This is a genomic window from Mesorhizobium oxytropidicola (assembly GCF_056174625.1).
Genome location: NZ_CM149692.1, coordinates 6593315 through 6613169, shown reverse-complemented (window position 1 = coordinate 6613169; position 19855 = coordinate 6593315). Strand labels below are relative to the sequence as shown.

3 protein-coding genes and 5 pseudogenes are annotated in these 19855 nt (G+C 63.8%); all 8 read left to right on the top strand.

Annotation, left to right across the window (positions count from 1 at the left end):
• Nucleotides 1-510: 510 nt before the first annotated feature.
• A pseudogene (locus tag AC0V8S_RS32925) lies at nucleotides 511-4767 on the top strand (beta strand repeat-containing protein); the annotation flags it as partial.
• A gap of 83 nt (nucleotides 4768-4850) precedes the next feature.
• Nucleotides 4851-7319, top strand: a pseudogene (locus AC0V8S_RS32920) (beta strand repeat-containing protein); the annotation flags it as partial.
• Nucleotides 7320-7429: 110 nt separating this feature from the next.
• A pseudogene (locus tag AC0V8S_RS32915) lies at nucleotides 7430-7600 on the top strand (VCBS domain-containing protein); the annotation flags it as partial.
• Nucleotides 7601-7683: 83 nt separating this feature from the next.
• Nucleotides 7684-10377 (top strand): beta strand repeat-containing protein, encoded by a 2694-nt coding sequence (locus tag AC0V8S_RS32910; protein WP_475438743.1) that lies wholly within the window; start codon nucleotides 7684-7686, stop codon nucleotides 10375-10377.
• Nucleotides 10266-12671 (top strand): annotated as a pseudogene (locus AC0V8S_RS32905) (beta strand repeat-containing protein); the annotation flags it as partial. The gene AC0V8S_RS32910 and the pseudogene AC0V8S_RS32905, both read left to right, overlap by 112 nt.
• Before the next feature lie 113 nt (nucleotides 12672-12784).
• Nucleotides 12785-12880: pseudogene (locus AC0V8S_RS32900) on the top strand (VCBS domain-containing protein); the annotation flags it as partial.
• A 12-nt stretch (nucleotides 12881-12892) separates the two neighbouring features.
• Nucleotides 12893-15238: a beta strand repeat-containing protein gene (locus AC0V8S_RS32895; protein WP_475435710.1), complete on the top strand. Its 2346-nt coding sequence runs from the start codon at nucleotides 12893-12895 to the stop codon at nucleotides 15236-15238.
• Nucleotides 15232-19821, top strand: a complete 4590-nt coding sequence (locus tag AC0V8S_RS32890; protein WP_475435708.1) for a VCBS domain-containing protein — start codon at nucleotides 15232-15234, stop codon at nucleotides 19819-19821. Before AC0V8S_RS32895 ends, AC0V8S_RS32890 begins: the two co-directional genes overlap by 7 nt.
• The last annotated feature ends 34 nt before the right edge of the window (nucleotides 19822-19855 follow it).

The following is a 19855-nucleotide window of genomic DNA, read 5'->3' as shown; positions in this document are numbered from 1 at the left end:
ACGGCGATCAAGGTCCGGCAGTATGGCAGTTGGTGCGCTGGCGGGCTCTCGTCACGCTGCCCCGCATGTTCCGCCGCGCTTGGCTCATATCCGGCGTGCGCTCGATCGATCTCGCAGCCGGGTCTGGATGACTCTGGCCCCTCTATGTTCGACTATTAACTGTTCCATCAATTTGGATGTTGACCCTTCCCTGCCGAGAGAGTTAATAATCTCCTAATATAAGGGACATCTAAAGTTCGTGGCCAATAACCACGAGTTGGACGATGTAATTTGGGTAGGGAACGCAGCGCGACGACCAGTGTAGTCGCGCCGACCAGCATCGAGACAATATCCGCCCGTGAATAGCCAGCTTAACGCGGCTGTTCCAAGTGCGTCGGCGTGTCTGGATGACGGCGACAATTCATGCCTGCCCAGATTCGCCGGCTATTCTTCGACTGGAAAGAGCCGGTCGTTCAGTACTGTCAATGAAGCAGATGGGGCGTCTGTTCTTAAACAACAAAGGGGTTGAAAATGGCTTCTAAAATCGCCGATGCGGGTGGAACCACAGTGTCTTTCTCAAACACGCCGCAGGCGAACGATGACGTTTTCAATCTCACCGAGGATACGGTCGTCCTCGCGTCAGGTTCCCAAACCATCATAGTTCTAGATGTGATGGCCAACGATCAGGGTGGAAACGCAAAGTCGCTCTTCTCGGTGGACGACGGGGTTTCCGCTTCGACGGCCACGAAGCAATACGCGCCGATCGACCTGACGTCTCAGGACGTTCAGGCAACCGGCGTTTCAGCCTGGGAAAGCATCGGTGGCGGGGTTTCCATCCGCATCAACAACGGCAAGGTCGAGATGGACCTTAGCGGGTATCTGGCGGCACATGGCTTCGCGAGCCTGCAGGCCATGGGTGCGGGCGATCAGATCAACGAGACCTTCACCTATGCGATCAAGCTCGGCAGTGGAACGCTGAGCTGGGCCAGCGTGTCGGTCAACATTCAAGGCACCAATGACGGCGCGATCATCACCGCCGTTCCTGGCGCCGACCTGACTGTGGTGGAGGCCGGCGGCGTTGCCAATGGCACGCTGAATGACCCCAACGCGCACGGACAGCTGATCATCACCGACCCCGATGTCGGCCAGAACCATTTCCAGGCTCCCCCAAGCCTGCAGGGCACCTATGGCACCTTCACCTTCGACACCACAACTGGCGTGTGGGCCTATACGCTCAACCAGACTCTCGCCGACCCGCTGACCCAGGGCCAGCCCGTTACGGATACTCTGACCGTGAAGTCGGCTGACGGAACGGTGAGTTATAACATCGTCGTCAATATTACTGGCACCAATGACGCGCCAGTCGCCATTGCTAATGTCAATTCAGTAAAAGAGGACACCGCGCCCAATCCGGTCAGCGGCAATGTGCTGACCAACGACACCGATGTCGACACTGGCGATACCCACACGGTTAGTGCTGTCAACGGTTCGGCCGGCAATGTCGGCGCCGACTTGCTCGGCACCTACGGCACGCTGCACCTCAACAGCAACGGTACCTACACCTACACGCTCGACAACTCCAAGGCCTCGGTGCAGGCGCTGGCCGAGGGCACCAGCGTCACCGACGTCTTCAGCTACACCAACGCCGACAACCATGGCGGCTCATCGACCGCCAACCTGACCATCACCGTCAACGGCACCAATGACGGCCCGGTCGCGGTTGCCGACACCAATTCGGTGAAAGAGGACACCGCGCCCAATCCGGTCAGCGGCAATGTGCTGACCAACGACACCGATGTCGACACGGGCGATACCCACAGCGTCACCGCCGTCAACGGGTCGGGTGGCAATGTCGGCGCCGACTTGCTCGGCACCTATGGCACGCTGCACCTCAACAGCAACGGCACCTACACCTACACGCTCGACAACTCCAAGGCCTCGGTGCAGGCACTGGCCGAGGGCGCCAGCGTCACCGACGTCTTCACCTACACCAACGCCGACAACCATGGCGGCTCGTCGAGCTCCAGCCTGACCATCACCGTCAATGGCACCAATGACGGCCCGATCGCGGTTGCCGACACCAATTCGGTGAAAGAGGACACCGCGCCCAATCCGGTCAGCGGCAATGTGCTGACCAACGACACCGATGTCGACACGGGCGATACCCACAGCGTCACCGCCGTCAACGGGTCGGGTGGCAATGTCGGCGCCGACATTGCCGGCACCTATGGCACGCTGCACCTCAACAGCAACGGCACCTACACCTACACGCTCGACAACTCCAAGGCCTCGGTGCAGGCGTTGGCCGAGGGTGCCAGCGTCACCGACGTCTTCAGCTACACCAACGCCGACAATCATGGCGGCTCATCGAACTCCAGCCTGACCATCACCGTCAATGGCACCAATGACGGCCCGATCGCGGTTGCCGACACCAATTCGGTGAAAGAGGACACCGCGCCCAATCCGGTCAGCGGCAATGTGCTGACCAACGACACCGATGTCGACACGGGCGATACCCACAGCGTCACCGCCGTCAACGGTTCGGCCGGCAATGTCGGCGCCGACATTGCCGGCACCTACGGCACGCTGCACCTCAACAGCGACGGCACCTACACCTACACGCTCGACAACTCCAAGGCCTCGGTGCAGGCGTTGGCCGAGGGTGCCAGCGTCACCGACGTCTTCAGCTACACCAACGCCGACAATCATGGCGGCTCATCGAACTCCAGCCTGACCATCACCGTCAATGGCACCAATGACGGCCCGATCGCGGTTGCCGACACCAATTCGGTGAAAGAGGACACCGCGCCCAATCCGGTCAGCGGCAATGTGCTGACCAACGACACCGACGTCGACACGGGCGATACCCACAGCGTCACTGCCGTCAACGGGTCGGGTGGCAATGTCGGCGCCGACATTGCCGGCACCTACGGCACGCTGCACCTCAACAGCAACGGCACCTACACCTACACGCTCGACAACTCCAAGGCCTCGGTGCAGGCACTGGCCGAGGGTGCCAGCGTCACCGACGTCTTCACCTACACCAATGCCGACAACCATGGCGGCTCATCGAGCTCCAGCCTGACCATCACCGTCAATGGCACCAATGACGGCCCGATCGCGGTTGCCGACACCAATTCGGTGAAAGAGGACACCGCGCCCAATCCGGTCAGCGGCAATGTGCTGACCAACGACACCGATGTCGACACGGGCGATACCCACAGCGTCACCGCCGTCAACGGTTCGGCCGGCAATGTCGGCGCCGACATTGCCGGCACCTACGGCACGCTGCACCTCAACAGCGACGGCACCTACACCTACACGCTCGACAACTCCAAGGCCTCGGTGCAGGCGTTGGCCGAGGGTGCCAGCGTCACCGACGTCTTCAGCTACACCAACGCCGACAACCATGGCGGCTCATCGAACTCCAGCCTGACGGTGACCATCAACGGCACCAATGACGGCCCGGTGATCACCTCCGGCGTCCAGACCGGCTCGGTCACGGAAGACACGCAGCTGACGGCGACCGGCCAGGTCCAGGCCTCCGACGTCGACAATGGCGACCACCAGACCTATTCGGGCGACACCACCGGCAGCTATGGCTCCTTCGTCATCGATCCCGCCACCGGCGCCTGGATCTACACACTCGACAATGCCGCCCACCAGAACCTTGCCCAGGGCGAGAGCCACACCGACACCTTCACGGTCACCGTCACCGACGATTTTGGCGCCACCACCACGCAGGACGTCACCATCACCATCAACGGCACCAATGACGGCCCGGTGATCACCTCCGGCGTCCAGACCGGCTCGGTCACGGAAGACACGCAGCTGACGGCGACCGGCCAGGTCCAGGCCTCCGACGTCGACAATGGCGACCACCAGACCTATTCGGGCGACAACACCGGCAGCTATGGCTCCTTCGTCATCGATCCCGCCACCGGCGCCTGGACCTACACGCTCGACAATGCCGCCCACCAGAACCTCGCCCAGGGCGAGAGCCACACCGACACCTTCACGGTCACCGTCACCGACGATTTTGGCGCCACCACCACGCAGGACGTCACCATCACCATCAACGGCACCAATGACGGCCCGGTGATCACCTCCGGCGTCCAGACCGGCTCGGTCACGGAAGACACGCAGCTGACGGCGACCGGCCAGGTCCAGGCCTCCGACGTCGACAATGGCGACCACCAGACCTATTCGGGCGACAACACCGGCAGCTATGGCTCCTTCGTCATCGATCCCGCCACCGGCGCCTGGACCTACACACTCGACAATGCCGCCCACCAGAACCTTGCCCAGGGCGAGAGCCACACCGACACCTTCACGGTCACCGTCACCGACGATTTTGGCGCCACCACCACGCAGGACGTCACCATCACCGTCAACGGCACCAATGACGGCCCGGTGATCACCTCCGGCGTCCAGACCGGCTCGGTCACGGAAGACACGCAGCTGACGGCGACCGGCCAGGTCCAGGCCTCCGACGTCGACAATGGCGACCACCAGACCTATTCGGGCGACACCACCGGCAGCTATGGCTCCTTCGTCATCGATCCCGCCACCGGCGCCTGGACCTACACGCTCGACAATGCCGCCCACCAGAACCTCGCCCAGGGCGAGAGCCACACCGACACCTTCACGGTCACCGTCACCGACGATTTTGGCGCCACCACCACGCAGGACGTCACCATCACCATCAACGGCACCAATGACGGCCCGGTGATCACCTCCGGCGTCCAGACCGGCTCGGTCACGGAAGACACGCAGCTGACGGCGACCGGCCAGGTCCAGGCCTCCGACGTCGACAATGGCGACCACCAGACCTATTCGGCGACAACACCGGCAGCTATGGCTCCTTCGTCATCGATCCCGCCACCGGCGCCTGGACCTACACACTCGACAATGCCGCCCACCAGAACCTCGCCCAGGGCGAGAGCCACACCGACACCTTCACGGTCACCGTCACCGACGATTTTGGCGCCACCACCACGCAGGACGTCACCATCACCATCAACGGCACCAATGACGGCCCGGTGATCACCTCCGGCGTCCAGACCGGCTCGGTCACGGAAGACACGCAGCTGACGGCGACCGGCCAGGTCCAGGCCTCCGACGTCGACAATGGCGACCACCAGACCTATTCGGGCGACAACACCGGCAGCTATGGCTCCTTCGTCATCGATCCCGCCACCGGCGCCTGGACCTACACGCTCGACAATGCCGCCCACCAGAACCTCGCCCAGGGCGAGAGCCACACCGACACCTTCACGGTCACCGTCACCGACGATTTTGGCGCCACCACCACGCAGGACGTCACCATCACCATCAACGGCACCAATGACGGCCCGGTGATCACCTCCGGCGTCCAGACCGGCTCGGTCACGGAAGACACGCAGCTGACGGCGACCGGCCAGGTCCAGGCCTCCGACGTCGACAATGGCGACCACCAGACCTATTCGGGCGACACCACCGGCAGCTATGGCTCCTTCGTCATCGATCCCGCCACCGGCGCCTGGACCTACACGCTCGACAATGCCGCCCACCAGAACCTCGCCCAGGGCGAGAGCCACACCGACACCTTCACGGTCACCGTCACCGACGATTTTGGCGCCACCACCACGCAGGACGTCACCATCACCGTCAACGGCACCAATGACGGCCCGGTGATCACCTCCGGCGTCCAGACCGGCTCGGTCACGGAAGACACGCAGCTGACGGCGACCGGCCAGGTCCAGGCCTCCGACGTCGACAATGGCGACCACCAGACCTATTCGGGCGACACCACCGGCAGCTATGGCTCCTTCGTCATCGATCCCGCCACCGGCGCCTGGACCTACACGCTCGACAATGCCGCCCACCAGAACCTCGCCCAGGGCGAGAGCCACACCGACACCTTCACGGTCACCGTCACCGACGATTTTGGCGCCACCACCACGCAGGACGTCACCATCACCATCAACGGCACCAATGACGGCCCGGTGATCACCTCCGGCGTCCAGACCGGCTCGGTCACGGAAGACACGCAGCTGACGGCGACCGGCCAGGTCCAGGCCTCCGACGTCGACAATGGCGACCACCAGACCTATTCGGGCGACACCACCGGCAGCTATGGCTCCTTCGTCATCGATCCCGCCACCGGCGCCTGGACCTACACGCTCGACAATGCCGCCCACCAGAACCTCGCCCAGGGCGAGAGCCACACCGACACCTTCACGGTCACCGTCACCGACGATTTTGGCGCCACCACCACGCAGGACGTCACCATCACCGTCAACGGCACCAATGACGGCCCGGTGATCACCTCCGGCGTCCAGACCGGCTCGGTCACGGAAGACACGCAGCTGACGGCGACCGGCCAGGTCCAGGCCTCCGACGTCGACAATGGCGACCACCAGACCTATTCGGGCGACAACACCGGCAGCTATGGCTCCTTCGTCATCGATCCCGCCACCGGCGCCTGGACCTACACACTCGACAATGCCGCCCACCAGAACCTCGCCCAGGGCGAGAGCCACACCGACACCTTCACGGTCACCGTCACCGACGATTTTGGCGCCACCACCACGCAGGACGTCACCATCACCATCAACGGCACCAATGACGGCCCGGTGATCACCTCCGGCGTCCAGACCGGCTCGGTCACGGAAGACACGCAGCTGACGGCGACCGGCCAGGTCCAGGCCTCCGACGTCGACAATGGCGACCACCAGACCTATTCGGGCGACACCACCGGCAGCTATGGCTCCTTCGTCATCGATCCCGCCACCGGCGCCTGGACCTACACGCTCGACAATGCCGCCCACCAGAACCTCGCCCAGGGCGAGAGCCACACCGACACCTTCACGGTCACCGTCACCGACGATTTTGGCGCCACCACCACGCAGGACGTCACCATCACCATCAACGGCACCAATGACGGCCCGGTGATCACCTCCGGCGTCCAGACCGGCTCGGTCACGGAAGACACGCAGCTGACGGCGACCGGCCAGGTCCAGGCCTCCGACGTCGACAATGGCGACCACCAGACCTATTCGGGCGACACCACCGGCAGCTATGGCTCCTTCGTCATCGATCCCGCCACCGGCGCCTGGACCTACACACTCGACAATGCCGCCCACCAGAACCTTGCCCAGGGCGAGAGCCACACCGACACCTTCACGGTCACCGTCACCGACGATTTTGGCGCCACCACCACGCAGGACGTCACCATCACCATCAACGGCACCAATGACGGCCCGGTGATCACCTCCGGCGTCCAGACCGGCTCGGTCACGGAAGACACGCAGCTGACGGCGACCGGCCAGGTCCAGGCCTCCGACGTCGACAATGGCGACCACCAGACCTATTCGGGCGACAACACCGGCAGCTATGGCTCCTTCGTCATCGATCCGCCACCGGCGCCTGGACCTACACACTCGACAATGCCGCCCACCAGAACCTCGCCCAGGGCGAGAGCCACACCGACACCTTCACGGTCACCGTCACCGACGATTTTGGCGCCACCACCACGCAGGACGTCACCATCACCATCAACGGCACCAATGACGGCCCGGTGATCACCTCCGGCGTCCAGACCGGCTCGGTCACGGAAGACACGCAGCTGACGGCGACCGGCCAGGTCCAGGCCTCCGACGTCGACAATGGCGACCACCAGACCTATTCGGCGACAACACCGGCAGCTATGGCTCCTTCGTCATCGATCCCGCCACCGGCGCCTGGACCTACACACTCGACAATGCCGCCCACCAGAACCTCGCCCAGGGCGAGAGCCACACCGACACCTTCACGGTCACCGTCACCGACGATTTTGGCGCCACCACCACGCAGGACGTCACCATCACCATCAACGGCACCAATGACGGCCCGGTGATCACCTCCGGCGTCCAGACCGGCTCGGTCACGGAAGACACGCAGCTGACGGCGACCGGCCAGGTCCAGGCCTCCGACGTCGACAATGGCGACCACCAGACCTATTCGGGCGACACCACCGGCAGCTATGGCTCCTTCGTCATCGATCCCGCCACCGGCGCCTGGACCTACACGCTCGACAATGCCGCCCACCAGAACCTCGCCCAGGGCGAGAGCCACACCGACACCTTCACGGTCACCGTCACCGACGATTTTGGCGCCACCACCACGCAGGACGTCACCATCACCATCAATGGCACCAATGACGGCCCGGTGATCACCTCCGGCGTCCAGACCGGCTCGGTCACGGAAGACACGCAGCTGACGGCGACCGGCCAGGTCCAGGCCTCCGACGTCGACAATGGCGACCACCAGACCTATTCGGGCGACACCACCGGCAGCTATGGCTCCTTCGTCATCGATCCCGCCACCGGCGCCTGGACCTACACACTCGACAATGCCGCCCACCAGAACCTCGCCCAGGGCGAGAGCCACACCGACACCTTCACGGTCACCGTCACCGACGATTTTGGCGCCACCACCACGCAGGACGTCACCATCACCATCAACGGCACCAATGACGGCCCGGTGATCACCTCCGGCGTCCAGACCGGCTCGGTCACGGAAGACACGCAGCTGACGGCGACCGGCCAGGTCCAGGCCTCCGACGTCGACAATGGCGACCACCAGACCTATTCGGGCGACACCACCGGCAGCTATGGCTCCTTCGTCATCGATCCCGCCACCGGCGCCTGGACCTACACACTCGACAATGCCGCCCACCAGAACCTTGCCCAGGGCGAGAGCCACACCGACACCTTCACGGTCACCGTCACCGACGATTTTGGCGCCACCACCACGCAGGACGTCACCATCACCATCAACGGCACCAATGACGGCCCGGTGATCACCTCCGGCGTCCAGACCGGCTCGGTCACGGAAGACACGCAGCTGACGGCGACCGGCCAGGTCCAGGCCTCCGACGTCGACAATGGCGACCACCAGACCTATTCGGGCGACAACACCGGCAGCTATGGCTCCTTCGTCATCGATCCCGCCACCGGCGCCTGGACCTACACGCTCGACAATGCCGCCCACCAGAACCTCGCCCAGGGCGAGAGCCACACCGACACCTTCACGGTCACCGTCACCGACGATTTTGGCGCCACCACCACGCAGGACGTCACCATCACCATCAACGGCACCAATGACGGCCCGGTGATCACCTCCGGCGTCCAGACCGGCTCGGTCACGGAAGACACGCAGCTGACGGCGACCGGCCAGGTCCAGGCCTCCGACGTCGACAATGGCGACCACCAGACCTATTCGGGCGACAACACCGGCAGCTATGGCTCCTTCGTCATCGATCCCGCCACCGGCGCCTGGACCTACACACTCGACAATGCCGCCCACCAGAACCTCGCCCAGGGCGAGAGCCACACCGACACCTTCACGGTCACCGTCACCGACGATTTTGGCGCCACCACCACGCAGGACGTCACCATCACCATCAACGGCACCAATGACGGCCCGGTGATCACCTCCGGCGTCCAGACCGGCTCGGTCACGGAAGACACGCAGCTGACGGCGACCGGCCAGGTCCAGGCCTCCGACGTCGACAATGGCGACCACCAGACCTATTCGGGCGACACCACCGGCAGCTATGGCTCCTTCGTCATCGATCCCGCCACCGGCGCCTGGACCTACACGCTCGACAATGCCGCCCACCAGAACCTCGCCCAGGGCGAGAGCCACACCGACACCTTCACGGTCACCGTCACCGACGATTTTGGCGCCACCACCACGCAGGACGTCACCATCACCATCAATGGCACCAATGACGGCCCGGTGATCACCTCCGGCGTCCAGACCGGCTCGGTCACGGAAGACACGCAGCTGACGGCGACCGGCCAGGTCCAGGCCTCCGACGTCGACAATGGCGACCACCAGACCTATTCGGGCGACAACACCGGCAGCTATGGCTCCTTCGTCATCGATCCCGCCACCGGCGCCTGGACCTACACACTCGACAATGCCGCCCACCAGAACCTCGCCCAGGGCGAGAGCCACACCGACACCTTCACGGTCACCGTCACCGACGATTTTGGCGCCACCACCACGCAGGACGTCACCATCACCATCAACGGCACCAATGACGGCCCGGTGATCACCTCCGGCGTCCAGACCGGCTCGGTCACGGAAGACACGCAGCTGACGGCGACCGGCCAGGTCCAGGCCTCCGACGTCGACAATGGCGACCACCAGACCTATTCGGGCGACACCACCGGCAGCTATGGCTCCTTCGTCATCGATCCGCCACCGGCGCCTGGACCTACACACTCGACAATGCCGCCCACCAGAACCTTGCCCAGGGCGAGAGCCACACCGACACCTTCACGGTCACCGTCACCGACGATTTTGGCGCCACCACCACGCAGGACGTCACCATCACCATCAACGGCACCAATGACGGCCCGGTGATCACCTCCGGCGTCCAGACCGGCTCGGTCACGGAAGACACGCAGCTGACGGCGACCGGCCAGGTCCAGGCCTCCGACGTCGACAATGGCGACCACCAGACCTATTCGGGCGACAACACCGGCAGCTATGGCTCCTTCGTCATCGATCCCGCCACCGGCGCCTGGACCTACACACTCGACAATGCCGCCCACCAGAACCTCGCCCAGGGCGAGAGCCACACCGACACCTTCACGGTCACCGTCACCGACGATTTTGGCGCCACCACCACGCAGGACGTCACCATCACCATCAACGGCACCAATGACGGCCCGGTGATCACCTCCGGCGTCCAGACCGGCTCGGTCACGGAAGACACGCAGCTGACGGCGACCGGCCAGGTCCAGGCCTCCGACGTCGACAATGGCGACCACCAGACCTATTCGGGCGACACCACCGGCAGCTATGGCTCCTTCGTCATCGATCCCGCCACCGGCGCCTGGACCTACACGCTCGACAATGCCGCCCACCAGAACCTCGCCCAGGGCGAGAGCCACACCGACACCTTCACGGTCACCGTCACCGACGATTTTGGCGCCACCACCACGCAGGACGTCACCATCACCATCAATGGCACCAATGACGGCCCGGTGATCACCTCCGGCGTCCAGACCGGCTCGGTCACGGAAGACACGCAGCTGACGGCGACCGGCCAGGTCCAGGCCTCCGACGTCGACAATGGCGACCACCAGACCTATTCGGGCGACAACACCGGCAGCTATGGCTCCTTCGTCATCGATCCCGCCACCGGCGCCTGGACCTACACACTCGACAATGCCGCCCACCAGAACCTCGCCCAGGGCGAGAGCCACACCGACACCTTCACGGTCACCGTCACCGACGATTTTGGCGCCACCACCACGCAGGACGTCACCATCACCATCAACGGCACCAATGACGGCCCGGTGATCACCTCCGGCGTCCAGACCGGCTCGGTCACGGAAGACACGCAGCTGACGGCGACCGGCCAGGTCCAGGCCTCCGACGTCGACAATGGCGACCACCAGACCTATTCGGGCGACACCACCGGCAGCTATGGCTCCTTCGTCATCGATCCCGCCACCGGCGCCTGGACCTACACACTCGACAATGCCGCCCACCAGAACCTTGCCCAGGGCGAGAGCCACACCGACACCTTCACGGTCACCGTCACCGACGATTTTGGCGCCACCACCACGCAGGACGTCACCATCACCATCAACGGCACCAATGACGGCCCGGTGATCACCTCCGGCGTCCAGACCGGCTCGGTCACGGAAGACACGCAGCTGACGGCGACCGGCCAGGTCCAGGCCTCCGACGTCGACAATGGCGACCACCAGACCTATTCGGGCGACAACACCGGCAGCTATGGCTCCTTCGTCATCGATCCCGCCACCGGCGCCTGGACCTACACGCTCGACAATGCCGCCCACCAGAACCTCGCCCAGGGCGAGAGCCACACCGACACCTTCACGGTCACCGTCACCGACGATTTTGGCGCCACCACCACGCAGGACGTCACCATCACCATCAACGGCACCAATGACGGCCCGGTGATCACCTCCGGCGTCCAGACCGGCTCGGTCACGGAAGACACGCAGCTGACGGCGACCGGCCAGGTCCAGGCCTCCGACGTCGACAATGGCGACCACCAGACCTATTCGGGCGACAACACCGGCAGCTATGGCTCCTTCGTCATCGATCCCGCCACCGGCGCCTGGACCTACACACTCGACAATGCCGCCCACCAGAACCTCGCCCAGGGCGAGAGCCACACCGACACCTTCACGGTCACCGTCACCGACGATTTTGGCGCCACCACCACGCAGGACGTCACCATCACCATCAACGGCACCAATGACGGCCCGGTGATCACCTCCGGCGTCCAGACCGGCTCGGTCACGGAAGACACGCAGCTGACGGCGACCGGCCAGGTCCAGGCCTCCGACGTCGACAATGGCGACCACCAGACCTATTCGGGCGACAACACCGGCAGCTATGGCTCCTTCGTCATCGATCCCGCCACCGGCGCCTGGACCTACACACTCGACAATGCCGCCCACCAGAACCTCGCCCAGGGCGAGAGCCACACCGACACCTTCACGGTCACCGTCACCGACGATTTTGGCGCCACCACCACGCAGGACGTCACCATCACCATCAACGGCACCAATGACGGCCCGGTGATCACCTCCGGCGTCCAGACCGGCTCGGTCACGGAAGACACGCAGCTGACGGCGACCGGCCAGGTCCAGGCCTCCGACGTCGACAATGGCGACCACCAGACCTATTCGGGCGACACCACCGGCAGCTATGGCTCCTTCGTCATCGATCCGCCACCGGCGCCTGGACCTACACGCTCGACAATGCCGCCCACCAGAACCTCGCCCAGGGCGAGAGCCACACCGACACCTTCACGGTCACCGTCACCGACGATTTTGGCGCCACCACCACGCAGGACGTCACCATCACCATCAACGGCACCAATGACGGCCCGGTGATCACCTCCGGCGTCCAGACCGGCTCGGTCACGGAAGACACGCAGCTGACGGCGACCGGCCAGGTCCAGGCCTCCGACGTCGACAATGGCGACCACCAGACCTATTCGGGCGACAACACCGGCAGCTATGGCTCCTTCGTCATCGATCCCGCCACCGGCGCCTGGATCTACACACTCGACAATGCCGCCCACCAGAACCTTGCCCAGGGCGAGAGCCACACCGACACCTTCACGGTCACCGTCACCGACGATTTTGGCGCCACCACCACGCAGGACGTCACCATCACCATCAACGGCACCAATGACGGCCCGGTGATCACCTCCGGCGTCCAGACCGGCTCGGTCACGGAAGACACGCAGCTGACGGCGACCGGCCAGGTCCAGGCCTCCGACGTCGACAATGGCGACCACCAGACCTATTCGGGCGACACCACCGGCAGCTATGGCTCCTTCGTCATCGATCCCGCCACCGGCGCCTGGACCTACACGCTCGACAATGCCGCCCACCAGAACCTCGCCCAGGGCGAGAGCCACACCGACACCTTCACGGTCACCGTCACCGACGATTTTGGCGCCACCACCACGCAGGACGTCACCATCACCATCAACGGCACCAATGACGGCCCGGTGATCACCTCCGGCGTCCAGACCGGCTCGGTCACGGAAGACACGCAGCTGACGGCGACCGGCCAGGTCCAGGCCTCCGACGTCGACAATGGCGACCACCAGACCTATTCGGGCGACACCACCGGCAGCTATGGCTCCTTCGTCATCGATCCCGCCACCGGCGCCTGGACCTACACACTCGACAATGCCGCCCACCAGAACCTTGCCCAGGGCGAGAGCCACACCGACACCTTCACGGTCACCGTCACCGACGATTTTGGCGCCACCACCACGCAGGACGTCACCATCACCATCAACGGCACCAATGACGGCCCGGTGATCACCTCCGGCGTCCAGACCGGCTCGGTCACGGAAGACACGCAGCTGACGGCGACCGGCCAGGTCCAGGCCTCCGACGTCGACAATGGCGACCACCAGACCTATTCGGGCGACACCACCGGCAGCTATGGCTCCTTCGTCATCGATCCCGCCACCGGCGCCTGGACCTACACGCTCGACAATGCCGCCCACCAGAACCTCGCCCAGGGCGAGAGCCACACCGACACCTTCACGGTCACCGTCACCGACGATTTTGGCGCCACCACCACGCAGGACGTCACCATCACCATCAACGGCACCAATGACGGCCCGGTGATCACCTCCGGCGTCCAGACCGGCTCGGTCACGGAAGACACGCAGCTGACGGCGACCGGCCAGGTCCAGGCCTCCGACGTCGACAATGGCGACCACCAGACCTATTCGGGCGACAACACCGGCAGCTATGGCTCCTTCGTCATCGATCCCGCCACCGGCGCCTGGACCTACACACTCGACAATGCCGCCCACCAGAACCTCGCCCAGGGCGAGAGCCACACCGACACCTTCACGGTCACCGTCACCGACGATTTTGGCGCCACCACCACGCAGGACGTCACCATCACCATCAACGGCACCAATGACGGCCCGGTCGCGGTTGCCGACACCAATTCAGTAAAAGAGGACACCGCGCCCAATCCGGTCAGCGGCAATGTGCTGACCAACGACACCGATGTCGACACTGGCGATACCCACACGGTTAGTGCTGTCAACGGTTCGGCCGGCAATGTCGGCGCCGACTTGCTCGGCACCTACGGCACGCTGCACCTCAACAGCAACGGTACCTACACCTACACGCTCGACAACTCCAAGGCCTCGGTGCAGGCACTGGCCGAGGGCACCAGCGTCACCGACGTCTTCACCTACACCAATGCCGACAATCATGGCGGCTCATCGAACTCCAGCCTGACCATCACCGTCAATGGCACCAATGACGGCCCGATCGCGGTTGCCGACACCAATTCGGTGAAAGAGGACACCGCGCCCAATCCGGTCAGCGGCAATGTGCTGACCAACGACACCGATGTCGACACGGGCGATACCCACAGCGTCACCGCCGTCAACGGGTCGGGTGGCAATGTCGGCGCCGACTTGCTCGGCACCTACGGCACGCTGCACCTCAACAGCAACGGCACCTACACCTACACGCTCGACAACTCCAAGGCCTCGGTGCAGGCACTGGCCGAGGGCGCCAGCGTCACCGACGTCTTCACCTACACCAACGCCGACAACCATGGCGGCTCGTCGAGCTCCAGCCTGACCATCACCGTCAATGGCACCAATGACGGCCCGGTCGCGGTTGCCGACACCAATTCAGTAAAGAGGACACCGCGCCCAATCCGGTCAGCGGCAATGTGCTGACCAACGACACCGATGTCGACACGGGCGATACCCACACGGTTAGTGCTGTCAACGGTTCGGCCGGCAATGTCGGCGCCGACTTGCTCGGCACCTACGGCACGCTGCACCTCAACAGCAACGGTACCTACACCTACACGCTCGACAACTCCAAGGCCTCGGTGCAGGCACTGGCCGAGGGCACCAGCGTCACCGACGTCTTCACCTACACCAATGCCGACAATCATGGCGGCTCATCGAACTCCAGCCTGACCATCACCGTCAATGGCACCAATGACGGCCCGATCGCGGTTGCCGACACCAATTCGGTGAAAGAGGACACCGCGCCCAATCCGGTCAGCGGCAATGTGCTGACCAACGACACCGATGTCGACACGGGCGATACCCACAGCGTCACCGCCGTCAACGGGTCGGGTGGCAATGTCGGCGCCGACTTGCTCGGCACCTACGGCACGCTGCACCTCAACAGCAACGGCACCTACACCTACACGCTCGACAACTCCAAGGCCTCGGTGCAGGCACTGGCCGAGGGCGCCAGCGTCACCGACGTCTTCAGCTACACCAACGCCGACAACCATGGCGGCTCGTCGAGCTCCAGCCTGACCATCACCGTCAATGGCACCAATGACGGCCCGATCGCGGTTGCCGACACCAATTCGGTGAAAGAGGACACCGCGCCCAATCCGGTCAGCGGCAATGTGCTGACCAACGACACCGATGTCGACACGGGCGATACCCACAGCGTCACCGCCGTCAACGGGTCGGGTGGCAATGTCGGCGCCGACATTGCCGGCACCTATGGCACGCTGCACCTCAACAGCAACGGCACCTACACCTACACGCTCGACAACTCCAAGGCCTCGGTGCAGGCGTTGGCCGAGGGTGCCAGCGTCACCGACGTCTTCAGCTACACCAACGCCGACAATCATGGCGGCTCATCGAACTCCAGCCTGACCATCACCGTCAATGGCACCAATGACGGCCCGATCGCGGTTGCCGACACCAATTCGGTGAAAGAGGACACCGCGCCCAATCCGGTCAGCGGCAATGTGCTGACCAACGACACCGATGTCGACACGGGCGATACCCACAGCGTCACCGCCGTCAACGGGTCGGGTGGCAATGTCGGCGCCGACATTGCCGGCACCTATGGCACGCTGCACCTCAACAGCAACGGCACCTACACCTACACGCTCGACAACTCCAAGGCCTCGGTGCAGGCACTGGCCGAGGGTGCCAGCGTCACCGACGTCTTCAGCTACACCAACGCCGACAATCATGGCGGCTCATCGAACTCCAGCCTGACCATCACCGTCAATGGCACCAATGACGGCCCGATCGCGGTTGCCGACACCAATTCGGTGAAAGAGGACACCGCGCCCAATCCGGTCAGCGGCAATGTGCTGACCAACGACACCGATGTCGACACGGGCGATACCCACAGCGTCACCGCCGTCAACGGGTCGGGTGGCAATGTCGGCGCCGACTTGCTCGGCACCTATGGCACGCTGCACCTCAACAGCAACGGCACCTACACCTACACGCTCGACAACTCCAAGGCCTCGGTGCAGGCACTGGCCGAGGGCGCCAGCGTCACCGACGTCTTCACCTACACCAACGCCGACAACCATGGCGGCTCGTCGAGCTCCAGCCTGACCATCACCGTCAATGGCACCAATGACGGCCCGATCGCGGTTGCCGACACCAATTCGGTGAAAGAGGACACCGCGCCCAATCCGGTCAGCGGCAATGTGCTGACCAACGACACCGATGTCGACACGGGCGATACCCACAGCGTCACCGCCGTCAACGGGTCGGGTGGCAATGTCGGCGCCGACATTGCCGGCACCTATGGCACGCTGCACCTCAACAGCAACGGCACCTACACCTACACGCTCGACAACTCCAAGGCCTCGGTGCAAGCACTGGCCGAGGGTGCCAGCGTCACCGACGTCTTCAGCTACACCAACGCCGACAATCATGGCGGCTCATCGAACTCCAGCCTGACCATCACCGTCAATGGCACCAATGACGGCCCGATCGCGGTTGCCGACACCAATTCGGTGAAAGAGGACACCGCGCCCAATCCGGTCAGCGGCAATGTGCTGACCAACGACACCGACGTCGACACGGGCGATACCCACACGGTTAGTGCTGTCAACGGTTCGGCCGGCAATGTCGGCGCCGACTTGCTCGGCACCTACGGCACGCTGCACCTCAACAGCAACGGCACCTACACCTATACGCTCGACAACTCCAAGGCCTCGGTGCAGGCACTGGCCGAGGGCGCCAGCGTCACCGACGTCTTCACCTACACCAATGCCGACAACCATGGCGGCTCGTCGACCGCCAACCTGACCATCACCGTCAATGGCACCAATGACAACGGCGCACCAGTCGCTGTCGCTGATACCAATTGGGCGAAGGAAGACACCAACACAAGCGCAACTGGCAACGTGCTTCAGACACTCGCGCATGCCGGTGCACCGTCGGGAACGTTCTCGGACCATGCCGATACCGATCCGGATGCCGATACACTGGCTGTATCCGCGCTCTCGGGCGGCATCGACAACGGCACCACATTCACCAAGACCGGAACCTATGGCACCGTGGTCATCACGAAGGCGACCGGCGCCTATACCTATACGCTGGCGAACGCCCAAGCCAATGTGCAGGCTCTGGCGGCGGGCCAGACTGTGACGGACAGCTTCACCTATACTGTTTCGGACGGGCATGGCGGGACAGCATCGGCCAACCTGGCTGTGACGGTCTTCGGCACGGACGAAGTTACTCCTGGGCTGATTACCTTGGTGGCAGACGGCAAACAGGGGAATAACTCTGAGCCAAGCACTGTCACCATAACGTTTACTACGGCCGTCCATACGAATTTTGCCAATCTATCTGACGTGATGCATGTATCTGGCCTGCCAAATGTCAGCGTGATCGCAGGGTCGGGAAGCTTCAACGCAGCCCACACTCAGTATACATTCCTCGTCGACAAAGGCGCTGGAAGCAACAATGGATCGTCCTACACCCTTAATATCGATGCCGGAGCATTCTCGGATAATGCAGGTCATACGAACGCAGCCGCGACCCAAGGCGGCCTCAAACCCGCCGGCACGTCCGGCGAGCCCATCAACCTTGCCCTGACCGATCCATCGCATGAAGGTGCACTCATCACCGTCACGGTGAAGGACGTGCCTTCGGGCTGGACCATTGACGGCGCGACCCATAATGCCGACGGAAGCTGGACCACACAGACCAACGACTTGCACGGACTGACAGTCACCACGCCGCCCGAATTCACCGGGGCAGCCGTGCTCGATGTCCAGATGACCTGGATCAACGCCGACGGCACTGTGGGCACTGCGTCGATTGCCGACAATGTCGAGGCCTACGTGCCGGGTTCGCCGATCTTTGCCTGGTCAGGTGACGACGTGCTCACCGGCTCCCACGGCAACGATCTCTTCGTCTTCTCGCAACCGATCGGCGCTGACACGGTGCACAATTTCGATGCGGCGGCCGATCAGATCGATCTCATCGGCTACAACGGATTGGCCGACTTTGCCGACCTCCAGACGCATATCGCCGACGATGCCAACGGCAATGCGGTGATAACGCTCGGCGACGGACAGTCCATCACGCTGGACGGCGTACATTCGAACGCGCTGACTGGAAGCAATTTCGTCTTCGACCAGACGCCGGTGGTCAACAATTCAGGCACCATGACGATCGGCGACGGCGCCCTGCTGCCGCTGAGCGGCATAATCAACAACAGCGGCCTCATCTCGCTCGACTCGACCGGTAGCGACACGCTGCTTCAGGTCATCCAGCACGGCGTGACCTTGCAGGGCGGGGGGCAGATCCTGCTCTCCGACAGCGCCGCCAACATCATCTCCGGCACCGCGCCGGACGTCACTCTGGTCAATGTCGACAATACGATCTCCGGCGCCGGCCAGTTGGGCGGCGGCATGCTCAGCCTCGACAACAGGGGCACCATTATCGCCTCCGGCTCGAATGCCCTGGTCATCGATACCGGAGGCAGTGTCGTCACCAACTCCGGGACGCTGGAAGCAATGGGTTCCGGCGGTCTGACGATCACCGGCGGCCTGGCGAATTCAGGCATGCTGTGGGCCAATGGCGGCGACATCGTTATCCACGGCCAGGTCACCGGCACCGGCGATGCCACGATCGGTAATTTGTCGAAGCTTGAGTTTGACGGCGCCTCGTCGACGGACGTCACCTTCGGGCACGATGCTGCCGGTACGCTGCAACTCAACGATTCCTTCGACTACAGCGGACGGATCGGCGGCATCACCAATGATGACAGGCTGGACCTCGCCGATATCCTCTTCGGTGCGGGAACGGCGGCCGTCTATCAGGCAAATCAGGATGGCAGTGGCGGAACTCTGACTGTTTCGGATGGCACCCACGGCACCGCGTTGCATCTGTTGGGCGCCTATGATGCGAACGGCTTCAAGCTTGCCGATGACGGCCAGGGCCACACGGTCGTTTCGTATAATCCGGCGGAATTCACGCTGACAGGCATCGGCAGCGGGGCGGTTTCAAGCGACTTGGTGATGTGAGTGAAAAGAGCCGCCGGCAGCGGCGGCTCGCCTG